At 71.3% G+C, this 19,175-nt stretch carries 8 protein-coding genes; all 8 read right to left on the bottom strand.

Annotated elements, in window-relative coordinates:
• A partial coding sequence (locus tag AC5I49_RS27780) for an amino acid adenylation domain-containing protein (protein ID WP_495790181.1) occupies positions 1-4,984 on the bottom strand: 4,984 nt, incomplete at its 3' end.
• 10 nt (positions 4,985-4,994) lie between these two features.
• Complete coding sequence (locus AC5I49_RS27775; RefSeq protein WP_495790180.1) at positions 4,995-9,671, bottom strand: type I polyketide synthase; 4,677 nt, start codon at positions 9,669-9,671, stop codon at positions 4,995-4,997.
• Positions 9,671-15,031: an amino acid adenylation domain-containing protein gene (locus AC5I49_RS27770; protein ID WP_495790179.1), complete on the bottom strand. Its 5,361-nt coding sequence runs from the start codon at positions 15,029-15,031 to the stop codon at positions 9,671-9,673. The genes AC5I49_RS27775 and AC5I49_RS27770 overlap by 1 nt, the downstream gene beginning before the upstream one ends.
• A 20-nt stretch (positions 15,032-15,051) precedes the next feature.
• Positions 15,052-16,041, bottom strand: coding sequence for a TauD/TfdA family dioxygenase (locus tag AC5I49_RS27765; protein ID WP_016450666.1), 990 nt, complete (start codon positions 16,039-16,041; stop codon positions 15,052-15,054).
• Positions 16,038-16,727 (bottom strand): 4'-phosphopantetheinyl transferase family protein, encoded by a 690-nt coding sequence (locus AC5I49_RS27760; RefSeq protein WP_016450665.1) that lies wholly within the window; start codon positions 16,725-16,727, stop codon positions 16,038-16,040. Before AC5I49_RS27760 ends, AC5I49_RS27765 begins: the two co-directional genes overlap by 4 nt.
• Positions 16,705-17,448 (bottom strand): thioesterase II family protein, encoded by a 744-nt coding sequence (locus tag AC5I49_RS27755; protein ID WP_034363656.1) that lies wholly within the window; start codon positions 17,446-17,448, stop codon positions 16,705-16,707. The genes AC5I49_RS27760 and AC5I49_RS27755 overlap by 23 nt, the downstream gene beginning before the upstream one ends.
• Positions 17,449-17,453: 5 nt before the next feature.
• Complete coding sequence (locus AC5I49_RS27750; protein ID WP_034400140.1) at positions 17,454-17,738, bottom strand: MbtH family protein; 285 nt, start codon at positions 17,736-17,738, stop codon at positions 17,454-17,456.
• A gap of 151 nt (positions 17,739-17,889) precedes the next feature.
• On the bottom strand, positions 17,890-18,414 hold the full coding sequence (locus AC5I49_RS27745) for a sigma-70 family RNA polymerase sigma factor (protein WP_338500270.1): 525 nt from the start codon (positions 18,412-18,414) through the stop codon (positions 17,890-17,892).
• Positions 18,415-19,175: the final 761 nt, after the last annotated feature.

Genomic DNA, 19,175 nt, shown 5'->3' with positions numbered 1-19,175 from the left:
CGGCCTTGAGGATGGCCAGCAGGCCGACCACCATCTCCACCGAGCGCTGCATGGCGATGCCCACGCGCGTCTCCGGGCGCACGCCCAGGGCGATGAGGCGGTGGGCCAGACGGTTGGCCCGGGCGTCGAGTTCGGCGTAGCCGAGAACGTGGTGCTCGAAGGACAGCGCCTGCGCCCCGGCCCGCGCCAATGCCTGGCTGGCGAAGCGGCCGTGCAGCGTCTGCGCTGCGGCCGGCCGGCAGGCAGGCAGGCCGGCGGCGCGGCCCCAGGCCTGCTGCCTGTGCAGTTCTGCCGCGCCCAGCAAGGCGACCTCGCCCACCTTGCGGGCCGGATCATCGGCCAGCGCCTGCAGCATGGCCACATAGTGGCCGGCCAGCGCGCCGATGGTGGAAGCCTCGAACAATTCGCGGGCATAGGTCAGGCGCAGATGCAGGCGGCCCTGTGCATCGTCGGTGGTGTCCACGGTCAGCTCGAACTGGGCGCCCTGGCCCTGCAGCGCATATTCCTGCAGCTCCAGCCCAGGCAGTTGCTGCAGCGCGCTGCGGTCCTGGCGCTGGTGGTTGAACAGCACCTGGAACAGCGGCTGGGTGCCGGCGTTGCGTTCAGGCTGCAGCGCCTCGACCAGTTGCTCGAAGGGCAGGTCCTGGTGGGCCTGCGCGCCCTGGGCGGCCTGCCGGGCCTGGTCCAGCAGTTGCGCCAGGCCCATGCGCCCGTCCAGCGTGGCGCGCAGAACCTGGGTGTTCACGAAAAAGCCCACCGTGCCCTGCGTTTCCACCCGGTGGCGGTTGGCAATGGGCACGCCCACGCGAATGTCTTCCTGGCCCGTGTAGCGGTGCAGCACGGCCTGCAGGCCCGCCAGCAGCAGCACGAACAGCGTTGCGTCCTGCGCCTGGGCGCGGCGGCGCAGGCTGACGACCAGTTCGGCCGGCAGCTGCAGGCCATGGCTGGCGGCCACATGGTCCGCGCCGGGCCGGCGCGGGTGGTCGGTGGGCAGTTGCAGCACGGGGTGCGCATCGCCCAGCTGGGCGCGCCAGTAGGCCAGTTGCCGCTGCCGCTCGCCGGCCTCCAGCCACTGGCGCTGCCAGGCCGCGTAGTCGCCGTACTGCAGCGGCAGGGGTGCGGCCTGCGGCACCTGTCCCTGGCACCGTGCGCGGTACTGCTGCACGAATTCATCCACGATGATCTGCATGGACCAGCCGTCGGAGACGATGTGGTGCATGGCCACGACCAGCAGATGCGCCTCGGCCGACTCCCGGATCAGGCCCACGCGCAGCAGCGGCCCGGCCTGCAGGTCGAAGGGCTGGCGGTGCACGGCGGCCGCCGCCTCGTGCAGTTGCTCCTGGCGCTGCGCAGCGGGGAGTTCGGACAGATCCGTTTGCTCGACCCGCACACTGCCCTGTGCGGCAACCACCTGCACCACCTGCCCGTCCCCGCCCATGCGGAACACCGTGCGCAGCGACTCGTGGCGCGCCACCAGCGCGTCGAAGCTTTGCTGCAGCGCCAGCACGTCGAGCGTGCCCAGCAGACGCAGCGCGCCGCTGATGTGATAGGCCGTACCGGCCGGCTCCAGCTGCCACAGGAACCACTGGCGCAATTGCGCAAAGGACAGCGGCAGCGGGCCACTGCGGTCGGCCCTGGGCAGGGACGCCGCGCCTTCGGTCTGCTCGGCGCCGGCGACCGGCCCCTCCACCAGCCGTGCCACACCCGCGGGCGTCTTGCCCGTGAACAGCTGCTTGGGCGTGAGCTTGACGCCGCGCTTGCGGGCACGCGCCACCAGCTTGAGCGCGAGGATGGAGTCCCCGCCCAGCGAGAAGAAGTCGTCATGCCGGCCCGCGCGCTCCAGGCCGAAGAGGTCGGCCCAGACGGCGGCCAGCGCCTGCTCGGCCTCGCCTTGGGGCGCCTCGAAAAGATCGGCGGCCGCCTGCTCCGGCACGGGCAGGGCCTTGCGGTCGATCTTGCCGTTGGCCGTCAGGGGCATGCCCTCCAGCACGGTGATGCTGGCGGGCACCATGTACTCGGGCAGCGCCTGCGCCAGCGCGGCGGCCCACCCCGGCCTGTCGGCGGGAACGCCCGCCTGGGGCACGGCATAGGCATGCAACTGCATGCGCCCGTCCCCGCCTCCCTCCCCATCCAGCCGCGCCACGACTTCGGCCTGGGCCACGCCGGGCACGGCCTGCAGCGCCAGCGCCACCTCGCGCAGCTCCACGCGGTAGCCGCGCACCTTCACCTGGTCGTCCATGCGGCCCAGGAACTGCAGGCTGCCATCGGCCAGCATGGTCACGCGGTCGCCCGTGCGGTACAGGCGCTCGCCCGGCTGGAACGGGCTGGCCACGAATCGCTCTGCCGTCTGCCCGGGCCGGGCCTGGTAGCCGCGCGCCAGGCCCGGCCCGCCCAGGTACAGCTCGCCGCTGGCGCCCCGAGGCACGGGCTGCAGGTCGGCATCCAGCACCAGGGCGCGGCTATTGGCCAGCGGCCTGCCCACGGGCAGGCTTTCGCCGCCGCGCAGCGCCTCGCCCGCCTCCTGGGTGAGGATGCCCACCGTGGTTTCGGTGGGGCCGTAATGGTTGAGCACGCGGCAGCCGGGCCTGAGCGCGGCGATGCGGTCCACCAGCGGCCAGCGCGTGGCCTCGCCGCCCAGCACCAGGCGGCAGGCGGGCAGCACGTCAGCGGGCATGCCGGCATTCAGCAGCCCCTGCAGGTGGCTGGGCACGATCTTGAGCACGTCCACCCGGTGCTCCGCCATGTAGCGCGCGAAGCCGTCGGGGTCGAAGGCCAGTTCGGGCGCCATCAGATGCAGCGCGCGCCCCGAGCACAGCGCACCGAACAGCACGGTGTGCCCCAGGTCCGCCGCCACGGTCGAGACCATGGCCATGCTGCGCGCCGCCTCGGGCAGGTCCAGCCGCTGCAGCACGGCCTGCACATAGTGGGCCAGCGCCCCGTGGCTGACGACCACGCCCTTGGGCTGCCCGGTCGAGCCCGAGGTGTAGATCACATAGGCGCCCTGTGCGGAATGCGGGGGCGCGGCCGGCGGCGCCTGCCCCGCAATGCACGGCTCCTGGCAGGCATTCGGGTCCAGGCTCAGCAGGGGAACGCCCGCGTCCCAGGCGGGCGCCTGCTGGCAGAGCATCAGCACCGCGCCGCTGTCGCGCAGCTGCCAGGCCAGCCGCTGCGCCGGCAGGCCGGGGTCCAGGGGCACATAGGTGCCACCGGCCTTGAGCACGGCGAGCAGGCCCAGCACAAAGGCGCAGCTGCGCTCGGCATGCAGGGCCACGCGCACATCGGCCCCTACGCCGCGCGCCACCAGGGCCCGGGCCAGCTGGTCGGACTGCCGGTCCAGCTGCGCGTAGTCCAGGGCCGAGCCCGCGTCCCTGACCGCCGTGCCATCGGGATGGGCCCGCACGGCGCGCGACCACAGCTGCAGCACGCTGTCGGCGCCAAAGGCCTGCACCGGGCCTGCAGACTCCGACACGCGGCCTGGCAGTGACAGTTCGCCCAGCCTGGGCTGCCTGTCGCTGATTGCGCCGGTGACCTGCCGCGCAAGGTCCTGGAACGCGGCGGCCATGTCGCGCACCACGGCCTCGTCGAACAGTTCATCGGCGTAGATCAGCACGCAGTCAATGCCGTCCTGCCGGTCGGTGAAGTCCAGGCTCAGGTCGAAATGCGCCTGGCCGCTGGAGACGGCCTGCATGGCGATCTCCAGGCCGGCGATGTGGCGCGCGGCCGATGCATCCTCCTGCTGGGTGCACTTGACCTGGAACAGCGGGTGAACGCCCGGCTGGCGGGCCGGCTGCAGCGCCTCGACCAGCAGGTGGAACGGCAGGTCCTGGTGGGCCTGCGCGCCCAGCACCGCCTCGCGCACCTGCGCCAGCAGCGCGCGGAAGTCCTGCGCGGGATCGATGTGCGTGCGCAGCACCAGCAGGTTCAGGAAGTAGCCGATCAGACCATGCGTCTCGGCCTTCTGGCGGTTGGCCACGGGCGTGCCCACGCGCAGCTCGCGCGTGCCGCTGAAGCGGTACAGCACCAGCTTGAGCAGGGCCAGCATCACCATGAACAGCGAGGCGCCATGCGCGCGGCCCAGGGCGCGCACGCGGGTGGCCAGCGCGGCGGGCAGCGTGAACTCCAGGCGCTGCTCCTGTGCTTCCTGCACGGCCGCCCTGGCCTGCTTCATCGGCAGGGCCAGGGCCTCGTGCTCGGTGCCCAGCCGGGCACGCCAGTAGTCCAGCTGCCGCTCGCGCTCACCGGCATCGAACCAGCGGCGCTGCCAGACGGCATAGTCGGCGAACTGCAGGGCCATGGCCGGCAGGCGCGATGGCTGCTGCGTGCGCAGGGCCTCGTACAGGTGGAACAGCTCCTGGATCACGATGCCGTTGGACCAGCCATCGCCTGCAATGTGGTGCAGCGACAGGCCCAGCACATGCTCCTGCGCGCCCAGCCGGTACAGGACGGCGCGCAATGGCGTTTCCGTGTCCAGCGCAAAGGGCTGGCGGGCCAGCAGCAGCACCTGGCGCTGCGCCTCGGCCTGCGGATCGCCGTCCGTCCATGCGCCCAGATCGACGTGGCGCAGGGGCACGGGCGCGGCGGGCTGGATGGACTGCCGGGGCTCGCCGTCCTCGCCGGCCGGATAGCAGGTGCGCAGGATCTCGTGGCGCTCGGCCAGGGCCTGCAGCGCCTGCTCCAGCGCCCACGCATCCAGCGGCCCCTTGAGCGACAGCGATCCCACCATGTTGTAGGCGGGGCTGGCGGGCTCCAGCCGCCAGGTGAGCCAGAGGCTGCGCTGCGCGGGGGACAGGGCAATGGCCAGCGTGCGGTCGCAGCGGGTGATGGTGTGGGCCGTGTTGCGGGCGTCGCCGTCCGGCAGGCCACCTGCGCCACCTGCGTCAGATGCAGCGGGTGCGCCGGATGCACCCCGGAGCCTCAGGGCCAGTGCGGCGCGCTGCGCATCGGACAGGCGGGACTTGCGGGAATCGAGATCGTTCAGGGACATGGTGGTCTTCTCACGCAGATGCGAAGGCGGCAAGGGCATCGCCTTCATCGGTAACGGTGGCCTCGATCTCCTCGATCAGCCGGGTCTCCACCAGCACGGCCAGCTCGCCGACGGTGGGGGCCTTGAAGAAGGCCGCAGGGTGCAGCTCGACACCAAAGCGCTTTTTCACGCGGCCCAGGATCTGCAGGGCCAGCAGCGAGTCGCCGCCCAGCTCGAACAGGTTGTCGTCCACGCCCACCGGGGCAATGCCCAGCATGTCGGTCCACAGCGCGGCCAGGGCCTGCTGCAGTTCGCCTTCGGCCGCGACGTAGGCGGTCTGCAGCGCCGGGCGCGGATGGCCGCCACGGGCCTGCGATCCGTTGGCAGGTTCGGCGACGGCTTCGGCGGCAGGTTCTGCCAGCGCATCCACCAGCCCGGCATCGATCTCGCCCAGGCGCTGCCGCAGGTCGGTGGTGGAGATGACCACCTGGTGCGGCACATCGCCGTTGACGATGCGCTCGAACACCGCTGCCGCTTCTGCGCCGCTCCAGCCTATGCCCTCGGGAATGCGCATGCCGGCGGCCATGCCCAGGTCACGCCAGGCGTCCCAGTCCACGGAGATGACGGGCCAGGCGCGCTGGCGGCTGGCCAGTGCCGCCAATGCATCCATGCAGGCATTGGCGGCGGCGTAGTCGCTCTTGCCCAGGCCTGCGGTGAGGCTGGAGATGGACGAGCACAGCAGCACGAAGTCCGGCGCCTGCATGTCCTGCATGTCCTGCATGTCCTGCGTGCCCAGCAGGTCCAGCAGCAGCCGGGTGCCGCGCAGCTTGGGGGCGAACGTGCGCTCCACGCTGTCCCGCGTGCGGGTGGCCAGCATGCCGCTGTCGGCATGGCCTGCGGCATGGACCACGCCATGCAGGGCGCCAAAGCGCTGGTGCGCCTGCGCCAGCGCCGCCTGCATCTGCGCGGCGTCGGCCACATCGGCCGCCAGGGTCAGCACCTGGGCGCCCTCGGCCTCCAGGGCCAGCAATTGCAGCAGTTGCTGGCGCAGGGTGCGCGGCTGCCCGTCATCGGCGGCCAGTGCCTCCCATTGGCTGCGCGCAGGCAGCGCCGTGCGGCCCACCAGCACCAGGCGGGCCTGCCAGTGCGCGGCCAGATGCCGGGCCAGCGCCAGGCCCACGCCGCCCAGGCCGCCCGTGATCAGGTACACGCCCTGCCTGCGCAGGCGCGGCGCCGCGGCGTCCTGCCATTGCAGGGGCTCATAGGTCTTGCGCCAACGGTGGGCACCGCGCAGGGCGATGGCCGTGTCGGCCGCGCGCAGCCCATGCGGCGCGCGGGCTTCGTCCAGCAGCTGGCGCGCCAGCCGGGCCTGCATTGCGGGCGAACCCGCCTGCACCACATCGACGAAACGGCAGTCGATGGACGGGCATTCCTGCCCTATCGCCTTGCACAGCGGAAAGACGGCGGCCATCTCGGGGTTCAGCGCTTCCGCTCCGGTCACATCTTCCGAACCGCCTGCGGCCACCAGCAGCAGCCGCCGTGTGCGCGGGCCTCCAGCGCCGTGCGCACGGGCCTCCAGCGCCTGCGCCAGGGCCAGCACGCTGTGAAAGCCGCGCTCCAGCGGCGCAGGGGCGGCCGCGTCCATGGCCCACAGGTGGTAGATGGCGCCCACGGGGCCGAACTGCGCCTGCACCGCATCGAGCAAGTCCTCGCAATCGCGGCGCTCGCCGGGGCGCACGGCATGCCGGCCCGGGGCCAGGCAGGCGGGGGCGGCGCCCGCTTCCACGCAGACCACATCGGCGCCCTGCGCGCGCAATGCGTGCACCAGGGCCTCGGCCGTGGCACTGCCGTCGCCAAACACCAGGGCCACCTGGGCTGCGGCGGCAGCGGTGCCTGCCGCCAACTGCAGAGGACTGCGCTGCCAGGCGGCTGCGTAGAACGGACCCGCAGTCGCCGAGGGACCTGCCGTGCCTGCCGCTTTCGGTGCATCGCCACCCTGCCCCGCCGCCTGCACCCAGAAGGAGCGGCGCTGGAAGGCATAGGTCGGCAGCGGCACGCGCCGGCCTGGCCGCCCGCCCCGGCAGGCAGTCCAGTCGATGTCCACGCCCGCGCACCACAGTCCGGCTACGGCCTGCGCCAGCAGTTGCGCGCTGCGTGCGGTCTGCTGGGGATGGGCCTGGCTGGGCCAGATGCCGGCCGCCGTGGCGGCGCGCGGGTGCTGGCGAGCCAGGGCGGCAAGGGCCTGGCCGGGGCCCACCTCCAGCAGCACGCGGCCCGGCACGCTCAGCAGCTCGTCCAGCCCGTCCGCAAAGCGCACGGTATGGCGCAGGTGGCGGGCCCAGTAGGCGGGGCTCATGGCCTGCTCGGCCGTGATGGGCCTGCCGGTCACGCTGGAGATGAAGGCCAGGCGCGGCGCATGCCGGGGCACGCTGGCCACCACCTGCTCCAGCTGCGCCAGCAGGGGCTCGGTCATGGCCGAGTGCGAGGCCACGGCAATGTGCAGCCGGCGGGCGGTGATGTCGCGCGCGCGCAGCGCCTCTTCGGCCGCCTCGATGGCGGCCAGCGGGCCGGACAGCACGCACAGGCGTTCGCCATTGACGGCCCCCAGGTCACAGCCCCAATCCAGCAGGGATTGCAGCTCGACCTCGGCCAGGGGCACCGAGGTCATGGCGCCCTGCGGCAGCGACTGCAGCAGGCGGCCGCGCGCCGCCACGATGCGCAGGGCATGCGGCAGCTCGAACACGCCGGCCAGGCAGGCCGCCACATACTCGCCCAGGCTGTGGCCCAGCATGGACATGGGCTGCACGCCGCGTGCCATCCACATCCGGGCCAGCGCATAGCCGATCACGAACAGGGCCGGCTGGGCCTTGTCCATGGCGGACAGCGCCGCGTCGGCCTCCACCTCTTCACCCGGGGCGGGGAACAGCCACTGGCGCAGGTCCCAGCCTGTTTCGGCCTGCAGCAGCTCGCAGCAGCGGTCCACCTCCTGCCGGAACACACCGCCGTCGCGGTACAGGTCCAGGCCCATGTTGGCGTGCTGCACGCCCCCGCCCGGGAAAAGAAAGACCACGCCGGGCGGCTGTGCCGGCACCTCGGTGGCCTGGCCTGGCGGCGCAGCAGCAGCGAGGTGCAGGCCCTCCACCGCCATGCCCATGCCGTCTGCCACCACGGCACGGCGATGGCCGAAGGCGCGGCGGCCCTGCTGCAGGGTGTGGGCCACATCGTCCAGCGACAGGCCGCTGCCGGCCTGCTGCAGATGGGCGGCCAGGCGGCGCGCCGCTTCATCCAGCGCACGGGGGCTGCGAGCGGACAGCGGCAGCACCTGCCAGCCCCGGGCTGCATCCGCCTGTGTAAGGGAAGGGGCGGCAGAGGTGGCAGGGGCGGCAGCAGCCTCCTGCAGCACCACATGGACATTGGTGCCGCCAATGCCGAAGGCGCTCACGCCCGCGCGGCGCGGTGTGGCCGCCTGGGGCCAGGGCCTGGCCGCGGTGTTGACATGGAAGGGACTGCGCTCGAAGTCGATCTGCGGATGCGGCCGCTCGAAATGCAGGCTCGGCGGCAAGGTGGCATGCCTGAGCGAGAGCACCGCCTTGATCAGGCCCGTGACACCGGCGGCCGCATCGAGATGGCCGATATTGGTCTTCACCGAGCCGATGGCGCAGTAGCCCCTGCGCTGCGTGCTGGCGCGAAAGGCCTGGGTCAGCGCCGCGATCTCGATGGGGTCGCCCAGCGCCGTGCCCGTGCCATGGGCTTCCACATAGCCGATGGTGTCGGCCGGCACGCCCGCCAGGGCCTGCGCCGCGCGCACCACGGCGGCCTGGCCGTTGACGCCGGGCGCCGTGAAGCCCACCTTGTCTGCGCCATCGTTGTTGGCGGCGCTGGCCAGGATGACGGCGTGGATGGTGTCGCCGTCGCGCAGCGCATCGTCCAGGCGCTTGAGCACCACAATGCCCGCGCCGCTGCCCTGCAGCGTGCCTGCGGCCTGGGCATCGAAGGCGCGGCAATGCCCGTCAGGCGAGAAGATGGCGCCGGCCTGGTAGCGGTAGCCGCCGTTTTGCAGCAGGTTGAGCGAGACGCCCCCGGCCAGCGCCATGGCGCATTCATGGCCCAGCAGCGCCTGGCAGGCGGTGTGCACGGCCATCAGCGAGGTCGAGCAGGCCGTCTGCACGGTGACGGCCGGGCCGCGCAGGTCCAGCTTGTAGGCCACGCGCGTGGCCAGGGCATCGGCCATGTTGCCGCTCATCAGGCCCAGCAGGTCGGCGACCTGGGCGCCAGGGCCCGGCGCATGGCGGGGCAGCAGATGGCGCATCAGGTAGACGCTGGCGCCCGTGCCCGCATACACGCCGATGGCGCCGGGGTAGCGCCGGCCCTCGTAGCCCGCATGCTCCATCGCCTGCCACGCGCATTCCAGGAAAAGGCGGTGCTGCGGGTCCAGCTGCTCGGCATCGCGCGGGGTGTAGCCGAAGAAGTCGGCATCGAAGAGGTCCATGCCGGCCAGCGGCACGCCGGCCTTCACGTAGCCGGCATCGTCCAGCAGGGCCTGGGGCACGCCCAGGGCGCGCAGCTCATCGTCGCTGTAGCGCTTCACGGACTCGACGCCGTCACGGATGTTGGCCCAGAAGCGGTCGATGTCGTCGGCGCCCGGAAAGCGCCCGGCCATGCCGATGACGGCGATCTCCAGGCCGGTGGTTTCGGAGGAAGAAGACATCAGAGGGTCCTTTCGATGTGGCGCTTGCGCTGCAGCAGCGCCTCGCGGCGGCGCTGGGCCGCGTCCATGCCGTCCCGGGCGGCGGCCGCCTGCGCGGCGCCGTCGCCCTCGCCCTCGCCCTCGCTATCTGCGCCCTGCTCGATGCGTCGCGCCAGGGCCGACACCGTGGGGTGCTTGAAGAGATCGACCAGGGACAGCTCCCGGCCCAGCCGCGCCTCCAGCAGGCCATGCACGCGGATGAGCTGCAGCGAATGCCCGCCCAGGTCGAAGAAGTTGTCGCTGGCGCCTATGCGCTCCACGCCCAGCACCTGGGCCCAGAGGGCGGCAATGGTCACGGCCACGCCGCCCTCGGGCGGCTCGTAGGCCTGGTGCTCCAGGGCCGGCAGGGTGGGCGCCTCGGGCAGCGCCTTGCGGTCCACCTTGCCGTTGGCGTTCAGCGGCAAGGCATCCAGCACGGTGATGGACGAGGGCAGCATGTAGTCGGGCAGGGCTGCGGCCAGCGCGCTGCGCAGCGCGGCCATGTCCAGGCACTGCCCCTGCTGCACCGAGACAAAGGCGGCCAGCCGCGCGCCGTCGGCCGCCTGGCGGGCCACCACCACAGCCTCGCGCACGGCGGGGTGGGCCAGCAGTTGCGCCTCCACCTCGGCCAGCTCGATGCGAAAGCCGCGGATCTTCACCTGGTGGTCCACGCGGCCCAGGTAGTCGATCTGGCCGTCGCCGCGCCAGCGCACCAGGTCGCCCGTGCGGTACAGGCGCTCGCCCGTGCGGCTGGCGGGATCGGCGACAAAGCGCTCGGCGCTCAGGCCCGGGCGCCGCCAGTAGCCGCGCGCCAGGCCCACACCGCCCAGATACAGCTCGCCGGCCACGCCGCGCGGCACCTCGTTGAGCGCGGCATCCAGCACATGGGTACGCAGCCCGGCCACGGGGCGGCCTATGGGCACGGACAACGCGCCCTCGTCCCGGCAGTCCCACCAGGTGACCTCGATGGCCGCCTCCGTGGGGCCGTAGAGATTGAGCAGGCGGGTGCCGGGGAAGGCCTGCAGCACGGCCGCCTGCAATTCGGCGGACAGGGCTTCGCCGCTGCAGATGATGCGCTGCAGCCCCTGGCAGGTGGCGGCCGCCGGGTGCGCCATGAAGGCCTGCAGCATGGACGGCACGAAGTGGATGGTGCTGACCTGGTGGCGCGCTATCAGCTCGGCCAGGCGCCGGGGATCGCGGTGGTCGCCGGGGGCGGCCAGCGCCAGGCGTGCGCCGGTGGTCAGCGGCCAGAAGAACTCCCAGAAGGAGATGTCGAAGCCGAAGGGCGTTTTCTGCAGCACCGTGTCGCCCGGGCCCAGCGGCTGGTGCATCTGCCCCCACGCCAGGCGGTTGCACAGCGAACGGTGGCGGTTGGCCGCGCCCTTGGGCCGGCCCGTGGAGCCCGAGGTGTAGATGACATAGACCAGGCTGTCGCCATGCAGGGCAACGGCCGGGTTGTGGGCCGGCATGTCCTGCAGCCGGGACGCCAGGCCCGGCACATCGACCCATTGGGCACTGCAGTTGGCCGGCAGGCGGTCCCGCACCTGCGGCTGCACCAGCACCAGGGACACGCCGCTGTCCTCCAGCATGTAGGCGATGCGGTCGGCCGGATGCTCGGGGTCGATGGGCACATAGGCCGCGCCGGCCTTCATGATGGCCAGCAGCCCCACGACCATCTCGATGGAGCGCTCCATGGCAATGCCCACCGGCACGCCGGGCCGCACGCCCGATGCGATCAGGTGATGCGCCAGCCGGTTGGCGCGCGCATTGAGCTCGGCGTAGCCCAGCGTGGCCTCGCCCAGGCACAGGGCCGGGGCATCGGGGCTGCGCGCCACCTGCTGCTCGAAGCGGCGGTGCACGATGTCGCCGCCGTGCAGGACCTGGTCATTGCAGCTCCAGGCCGCCAGTTGCTGGCGTTCTTCGGGACCCAGCAGCGGCACCTCGTCCACGGCACATTGGGGCTGCCGGGCCAGGGCGTCCAGCATGGCCTCGTAGTGGGCGGCCAGGCGCTGCATGCTGCCCGGCTCGAACAGCTCGCGGGCATAGACCAGGCTGATGCCCAGGCTGCCGTCGGAGCGCTCGCGCACTTCCACGGTCAGCTCAAACTGCGCATCTGCGGCCGCCAGCGGCTGGCCGGCCACGGTCCAGCCCGGCACCTGCTGCAGCGCCTGCCAGTCCTCCACCAGATGATTGAACAGCACCTGGAACAAGGGGCTGTGCGCCAGGCTGCGCTGCGGCTGCAGCGCCTCCACCAGCTGCTCGAACGGCAGCGCGTGGTGGGCCTGGGCGCCCTGCGCCGCCTCGCGGGCCTGCTGCAGCACCTCGGACAGGCGCATGCGCCCGTCGATGCGGTTGCGCAGCACCAGGGTGTTGACGAAAAAGCCGACCACGCCCTGCAGGTCGGCATGCGCGCGGTTGGCTACGGGCACGCCGACGCGGATGTCCTCCTGGCCCGTGTAGCGGTACAGCAGTGCCTGCCATCCTGCCAGCAGCAGCGTGAAGAGCGTGTCTGCCTGCTGGCGGGCCTGCGCGCGCAGTGCCTGCAAGGTCGCGCCGGGCAGCTCGAAGCCGTGCCGTCCCGCCCGATAGCGTGCCAGCGCCTGGCGAGGATGGTCGGTAGGCAGGGCCAGCACAGGCTGGGCCTCGCCTGGGGGCACCTGCAACCGTTCCAGCCAGTAGGCCAGCGAGGCCTGCTGGCCTTGCTGGGCCGGCTGGCCCTGCTCCCGCTGCCAGACGGCGTAGTCCACGTACTGCAGCGCCGGGCCGCTGTCCGGGGCGCCGGAATACAGCGCCGCCAGATCGTCCAGCAGGATCTGCATGGAGGCGCCGTCGGAGACGATGTGGTGCATCACCAGCGCCAAGATGTGCTCATGGGCCTGCAGCCGCACCAGGCCAGCCCGGGCCAGCGGCCCCTGCTGCAGATCAAAGGGCTGGGCGCACAGCGCCTGCAGCCATTGGGCGGCGTGCTCCTCGCGCTGCGCGGGCTTGCCCTGCGCGGCCTGCGCGGCATCCAGCCACTGCAGCTGCAGCCTGCCCTGGGGGTCCAGGCGCTGCTCGACCTCCCCATCGGGCCGGGCGTTGAATACCGTGCGCAGCGAACCATGCCGTTCGGCCAGGCCCTGCACGGCCGCACGCAGGGCGCCTGCATCCAGCGGCCCGGTGATGCGCAAGGCGCCCTGCACATGGTAGGCCGTGCTGCGCGTATCCATCTTCCAGAGAAACCATTGGCGCTGCTGGGCCGGCGTCAGCGGCAGGGGCATGGCGCGGCGGGCCTCGGCCAGCGGGGCAATGCGCTGCAGCGCCATGCCCGGCTGGCGCTGTTGGCACAGCCGGTCGATGTCCTGCGCCTGGTCGCGCAGCCGCGGGTGCTCGAAGACCCGCCCGGCCGGATACTCCAGGGACCATTGCCGGCAGATGCGCGCAGCCAGCCGCACGGCGGCCAGGGAGTTGCCGCCTTGCGCGAAGAAGTTGGCCTCGCCGGCCGGCTTGTGCAGGGCATCGCCACCGAGCACCTCGCGCCACAGGCCGGCCAGCGTGCCTGTGGTGGGATCTGCCGCGCCCGCCTCCTGCGGTGCCTGGCTGCCGCCGCCCGCGAAGCGGCCCGACTCGAACACTGCCCAGGCATCCAGCGTGCGCGCGGACCAGCCCTGGCGGCAGGCTGCGCGCTGCAGCTTGCCGCTGGAGGTGCGGGGCAAGGCGCCGGGGTTGAGCAGCACGATCACCCGGGGCGCCTCGCCGCACTGCGCGCCCACGGCGGTGCTCAGTGCATCGACCAGGGCCTGGGCCGGCACCAGCTTTTGCATGCCGAACGAGACTTCGGCAGCAATGCCTATGCCCTCCCGGCCATCGATGTCCACCGCAAACGCGGCCACGCGCCCCTTGCGCACGGCTTCGACCTCGGCCTCGACCACGCGCTCGATGTCCTGCGGGTAGAGGTTGTGCCCGCGCACGATGATCAGGTCCTTGATGCGGCCCGCCACATGGACCTGCCCAGCATGCACGAAGCCCAGGTCGCCCGTGCGCAGCCAGCGCCGGCCTGCATGCTCGACAAAGGCCTGCTGCGTTTGCTGCGGCTTGCCCCAGTAGCCCTGGCTGATGCTGGGGCCGTGCGCCCAGATCTCGCCCACGCGGCCGGGCTCCAGCACCTGCAGGCTGTGCGGATCGACGATGTTCACCGCATGGCCGGGAACGGCGGGGCCGCAGCCCACCAGCGCGGTGGTCTGCGAGGCGCCGGGGCTTTCCTCGGCCCGGCCCTGGCCCAGGGCCTCGGTATCGAAGGACGTGATCGTGGCGCCTGCGCCGCAACTGCCGCCGGTGATGAACAGGGTGGCTTCGGCCAGGCCGTAGCAGGCATAGGCCGCGTCGGGCCGCAGGCCGCAGGCGGCAAAGCGCTGGGCGAAGGCCGTGACGGTGTCGGCACGCACGGGCTCGGCACCGGTATAGGCCAGCCGCCAGCTCGACAGGTCCAGCTGCGCCAGCTGCGACGGCTTGATGCGCTCCAGGCACATGCGGTAGGCGAAGTCGGGGCCGCCGCTGATGGTGGCGCGGTGGCGCGAGATCAGTTCCAGCCAGCGCACGGGGCTTTCCAGAAAGAGGCGCGGCGAGGTCAGCACCAGCGGCAGGCCGCTGTACAGCGGCTGCAGCAGGCCGCCGATCAGGCCCATGTCGTGGTACAGCGGTGCCCAGGACATGAAGCGGTCGCCCGCGCCGATGTCCATGCGCTGCTGGATGGCGGCCTCGTTGGCGATGAGGTTGCCGTGGCTGACCATCACGCCCTTGGGCGCCGAGGTGGAGCCCGAGGTGTATTGCAGGAAGGCGATGTCGTCGGCAGCCGGGGCATGGGGCCGCCAGGCGTCGGCATCGGCCAGGTCCACCTGGTCGGCGGCCACGGCGGCAATGCTTGCAAAGCGCGCATCGGCGCCGGGCAGGGCCTGCATCACTTCGGCCGTGCTGATCACACAGGCCGCGTCCGCGTCGCCCACGATGCCCAGCAGCCGCTCCAGGTGCTGCACGCGCAGCGATTCCAGCGGCGGCACCGGCACGGCGATCACGCCCGCGTAGAAGCAGGCCAGCATGCTGGCGGCGTAGTGCTCGTCGTTGTCCATCATCACCAGGGCGCGCGCGCCCACGGGGCACAGCCGCTGCAGCCGGGCGGCCAGCGCGCGCACGCGGCGGTCGAACTCGCCATAGCTGTGGCTGCGCTCGACCACGCGGCCGTCCTGCACGGCGGCCACGGTGAGCCAGATGTCGTCGGGCCGCTGCTGCGCCAGGCCCCTCAGATGCTCGACCAGGCTGGCCGGCGCCTGGCCTGCTGCCGCGATTGCACTTTGTCCACTCAGCATGTCAGCTGCCTCCCGGGTTCTCAGAAACGGTCCAGATTGCTGCGCGGCTCGGCCATGGCGACGATGACCTTGCGCGGCCCCTTGAAGGGCGAGCGCGCATGGGCCACGAGCATGTTGTCCAGCATCAGCACGTCGCCCTGCTCCCAGGGGAAGCTGACGGTCTCCGCATCCAGCGCGGCGCGCACCTCGGCGAAGATGTCGTCGCCGATGGTGGAGCCGTCGGCGAAGAAGGTGTTGCGCGGCAGGTTCTCGATGCCGTAGACCTCCTCCAGCACCTCGCGCTCCTCGGGCTCGCGCGCCGAGATGTGGAACAGGTGGGCCTGGTTGAACCAGACCATCTCGCCCGTGACGGGGTGGCTTTCCATGGCCTGGCACAGCTGGCGCGTGCGCAGGCCGTCGTCCTCCTTCCACTCCCAGTCCATGCGCGCATGGCGGCAGAAGGCCTCGACCTCGGCGCGGCTTTCGGTGTTGAAGACCTTCTGCCAGGGCACGTCCATCTCGCCGAAGTTGCGCACGTAGAGGATGCCGGGCTCGAACAGCTCGCGGATGCGCGCCGGAATGCGGCGGTAGACCGCACGGCTGTCGGCAATCGGCGTCTCGCCGCCCTCGGGCGATGCGGTGACGCAGTGGAACCAGATCTTCATGGGCCACTCGCGCGTGTAGGCCTGCTCGTTGTGCAGTGGAATGCTCTGGTGGGCCGGGTACTCGGTGGAGGTGTAGACGCCCGCGCCGCTGGAGGCCTCGACCGCGCTGCGCGGCGTGGAGGCGAATTCGTACTTGAGCAGCGGATGGCCGAAGGCCGAGGCGAAGCGCTGGAAGGTCTCCACATCGGGTACGCCAAAGCCGCGCAGCAGAACGCCGCCCGTGGTCAGCAGCGCCTCGTCGATGTCGCGGCGCAGCGGCGGCAGCGCAGCCAGCAAGTCCTGGCCCGGCTGGGCGGGCGTGATGAGCTGGGGAAGCAGCGAGCCCGCGGGGGCCTTGCGCTCGAAGCGCTGGAGGGTTTCGTTCATGTCGATTCCTTGGTGCGCCACGCAAGAGCTGCCGCGTAGCCCGGCGGCGCTGGCAGCGCCATCGCTTGAAAACCATTCCAGTCGGGGACCGCGCAGGCGATGGCCAGCCGTCCGTCCCCTCCCGGGCTGATGCCAATGGAGCGCAGGTGCTCGGCCACGCCAATGCCGATGGCCTTGAGCACCGCTTCCTTGCCCACCCAGCGCTGGTAGAAGGCCGCCAGCCGATCAGGCGCACGGCGCACGCTGGCGCGTTCCTGGTCGGTGCAGACGGCGTCGAGCATGACCTCGGCATCGAGGTCGGGCTTGTGCTGCTCGATGTCCACGCCCAGGTGCAGCACGCCACCGGGGTCGGCCAGCGCGATCAACGCATGGCCGCCCGAATGCGAGACGTTGAACACAGGCGCCCTGTGCGGCTCGTCATCCACGAAGGGCTTGCCGTGCGTGCCGATGGCCAGGGGCACATCGGCCGGGCAGCAGCCCAGCCTGCGCCCCAGCAGCCGCCGCGTGGCAGCGCGCGTCTGTGCGAAGCGCAGCCGGTCGGCGGCCCGCACGAAGCGCGCGGCGCGACCGCGCTCCTCGGGGGTCAGGTGCGGCAGGCTGTCGCTCAGTTCGGCCGACAGGTCCAGGTCCAGCCTGAAGACCTCGATGCCCTGGCTCATGGCCTCACGCACGGACACGAGCTGCATGGATTTCCCCCTGGAGTGACTGGGACCCGGCCAGGCGCTGCGCCAGCACGGCCAGCACATCGCCTTCGCGCTGCCTGATGAAGAAATGCCCGCCCTCGAACCAGTCCAGCGTGAAGGCCCCGGCGGCCTCCTGCGACCAGGCCTGGACGCGGGGCGCCTCGATGTCGTCCTGCCGCCCCGCAAAGACGTGCACCGGCAGCGGCAGGCCCGCAGCGGGCACATGGCCGAAGCTCTCGCAGACGCGGTAGTCGGACCCCAGCACATCCAGCGTGATGCGCATGAGCTCGGGGCTGGCAAACACCTCTTCGGGCGTGCCGCCCTGCCTGCGCAGATCGGCAATCAGCGCCGCATCGTCGCCCTTGCCCGCAAAGCGCTCGGGATCGCGGCAGGCCGGTGCCGGGCTGCCCGAGGCAACCAGGGCCAGCGGCAGCTCCCTGCCCTGCTCGCGCAATTGCCGCGCCATGCCGAAGGCCAGCAGCGCGCCCATGCTGTGGCCCAGCAGCGCAAAGCGGCCGCGCATGGCCTGGCGCTGCTCGGCGCACAGCAGCGATACCAGCTGCCCGAAGTCCTCGACCGCAGGCTCGCCCAGCCGGCTGCCCCGCCCCGGCAGCTCCACCGGAGCAATGCGGATCCAGTGGGGCAGCAGCCTGCGCCAGCGCAGGTACATGGTGGCGCTGGCGCCTGCACACGGCAGGCACAGCAGGGTCAGCGGCGCGTGCATGCGCGTCAGCCCGCTGCGGTTTCGATAACGGTACCGGTATCGCTTTGCAGCGCGGCGCCGGCACCCGCCTGCTCCTGCTGCTGCATCCACACGCGCAGCGACTTGGGCCGCATGTCAGTCCAGGTGGCGTCCACGTAGTCGAGCACGGTTTTCTTGTCGCCCTTCACGCCCTCCACGGCGGTCCAGCCGCCGGGCACGGCCTTCCAGTGCGGCCAGATGGAATACTGTTCCTCGTGGTTGACCAGAACGATGAAGGTTTCGTCTTCGCGGTCGAAGCAGCTTGTAGACATGCAGGCGTCCTTTATGCGGTTGAACATCGGTGAGGCCAGCTCCGGATCGCGGCGATCCGGTACTGCGCCTCTGTTGAACATGACGTTCCGGATCCGAAACTGTTCACGCCGCATGCGCGCCGGTTCCGGGTCGTGCGCCGGGCTGCACCGATCAATGGTGGTCCAGCAGCGAGCGGTGGACATGGATGGCCTTGCAGGCGTCGGCAATCCTGGCGTTCACCAGGCCCAGCGCGCACTCCATGTGCTCGGCGATCTGGCGCTGGGTGAGGCCCTTGATGCGGTACAGCTCGAAGGTCTCGCGGGTCTTGGGCGGCACCTCGTCCAGGGCCTGGTCGATCAGGCGTATGGCCTGGGACTCGAACAGGCTGCGCTCGGGCGAGCGGCCGTCCGGTATCTCCAGCGTCTCCACATCCACGCCGTGGGTGCGGTAGCTGTTCTCGCGCTCCTGGCGGCGCAGGTAGTCCAGCGCCATGTTGCAGACGGCGCGCGTCCAGTAGGCGGCGGGCCTGGCGATCTCGGCATCGCTGCGCATCTCGGCAACGCGCAGATAGGTGTCCTGCACGGCCTCGTCGGCCAGTTCGGGATTCCTGAGAATTCTTCGCGCGACCCTCACCAACTGTCCACGCGAAGCAATGAAGACCTCTTCCAGCGAAGAATGTGTGTGATTCAAGGACACGATGCAGTTCCTCTCGCAAGCTAGGCAAGAACATCAAGGGGAAATGTCGACCGCAGGTCGATGGGCGGCCGGCGTGCCGCCCGTGCAATAGGGCGGAGCGGGACTCGGCACAGGCGGCAAGCGGCGGCACAACCGCTGACCGCAGGGCATCAGTGCGCGCCGATGCGCATCGGCGTGACTTGGGAGGCAGGCCTAGATCGGCCTCATGACGGCCTCAGGGCGGCGGCCGCCCTCGCCGGATCCATGCGTCCTGCAACAGGATCGGCAAGGGCTGTGCAGCCTTGCAGACGTGCTGAAACTTGAACCGGGACCATGGCATGCAGTGGCGCTCCTTTGACGTTTTCCAACATTGAAATGAGAAGCATTACCAGTTCCGGCGACAGGACCGGGCCTGGAATGGCTGCTCACACCTGCCTGGAAGACGTCCCGCCAGTGCAAACGGAGACACGGCTATCGGCTGTGGAAAATCGGCAGGCATCGCCTATGGCGCATCGCATCACCATGGCTTTCCCTCGCCGTGGATGATGGGCCTGGATCATGACGGACTGGTGATGCCCGATACATCGGGATGGAAGCAGGAACTGCCTGCAGCGCAGGCCCCTGCCATCGCACTGGGCAGGCCCCATCGAGACGCGGCCCGCAGCGAAACTGCAGACGAAAAAAAGCCACCTTGCGGTGGCTTCTTGTCTGCGCAAACGCGGCGGTTTGCACAAGGAATCTGGCGGAGTGGACGGGACTCGAACCCGCGACCCCCGGCGTGA

It is taken from the genome of Delftia sp. (assembly GCF_059499305.1).
This window is presented reverse-complemented; position numbering and strand designations above follow the sequence as displayed.

What these genes read in the sequence shown, in the direction of transcription:
- AC5I49_RS27770 (WP_495790179.1), bottom strand. Translation starts at nt 15,031, where the DNA reads ATGCTGAGTGGACAAAGTGCAATCGCGGCAGCAGGCCAGGCGCCGGCC.
- AC5I49_RS27765 (WP_016450666.1), bottom strand. Translation starts at nt 16,041, where the DNA reads ATGAACGAAACCCTCCAGCGCTTCGAGCGCAAGGCCCCCGCGGGCTCG.
- AC5I49_RS27750 (WP_034400140.1), bottom strand. Translation starts at nt 17,738, where the DNA reads ATGTCTACAAGCTGCTTCGACCGCGAAGACGAAACCTTCATCGTTCTG.
- AC5I49_RS27755 (WP_034363656.1), bottom strand. Translation starts at nt 17,448, where the DNA reads ATGCACGCGCCGCTGACCCTGCTGTGCCTGCCGTGTGCAGGCGCCAGC.
- AC5I49_RS27760 (WP_016450665.1), bottom strand. Translation starts at nt 16,727, where the DNA reads ATGCAGCTCGTGTCCGTGCGTGAGGCCATGAGCCAGGGCATCGAGGTC.
- AC5I49_RS27775 (WP_495790180.1), bottom strand. Translation starts at nt 9,671, where the DNA reads ATGTCTTCTTCCTCCGAAACCACCGGCCTGGAGATCGCCGTCATCGGC.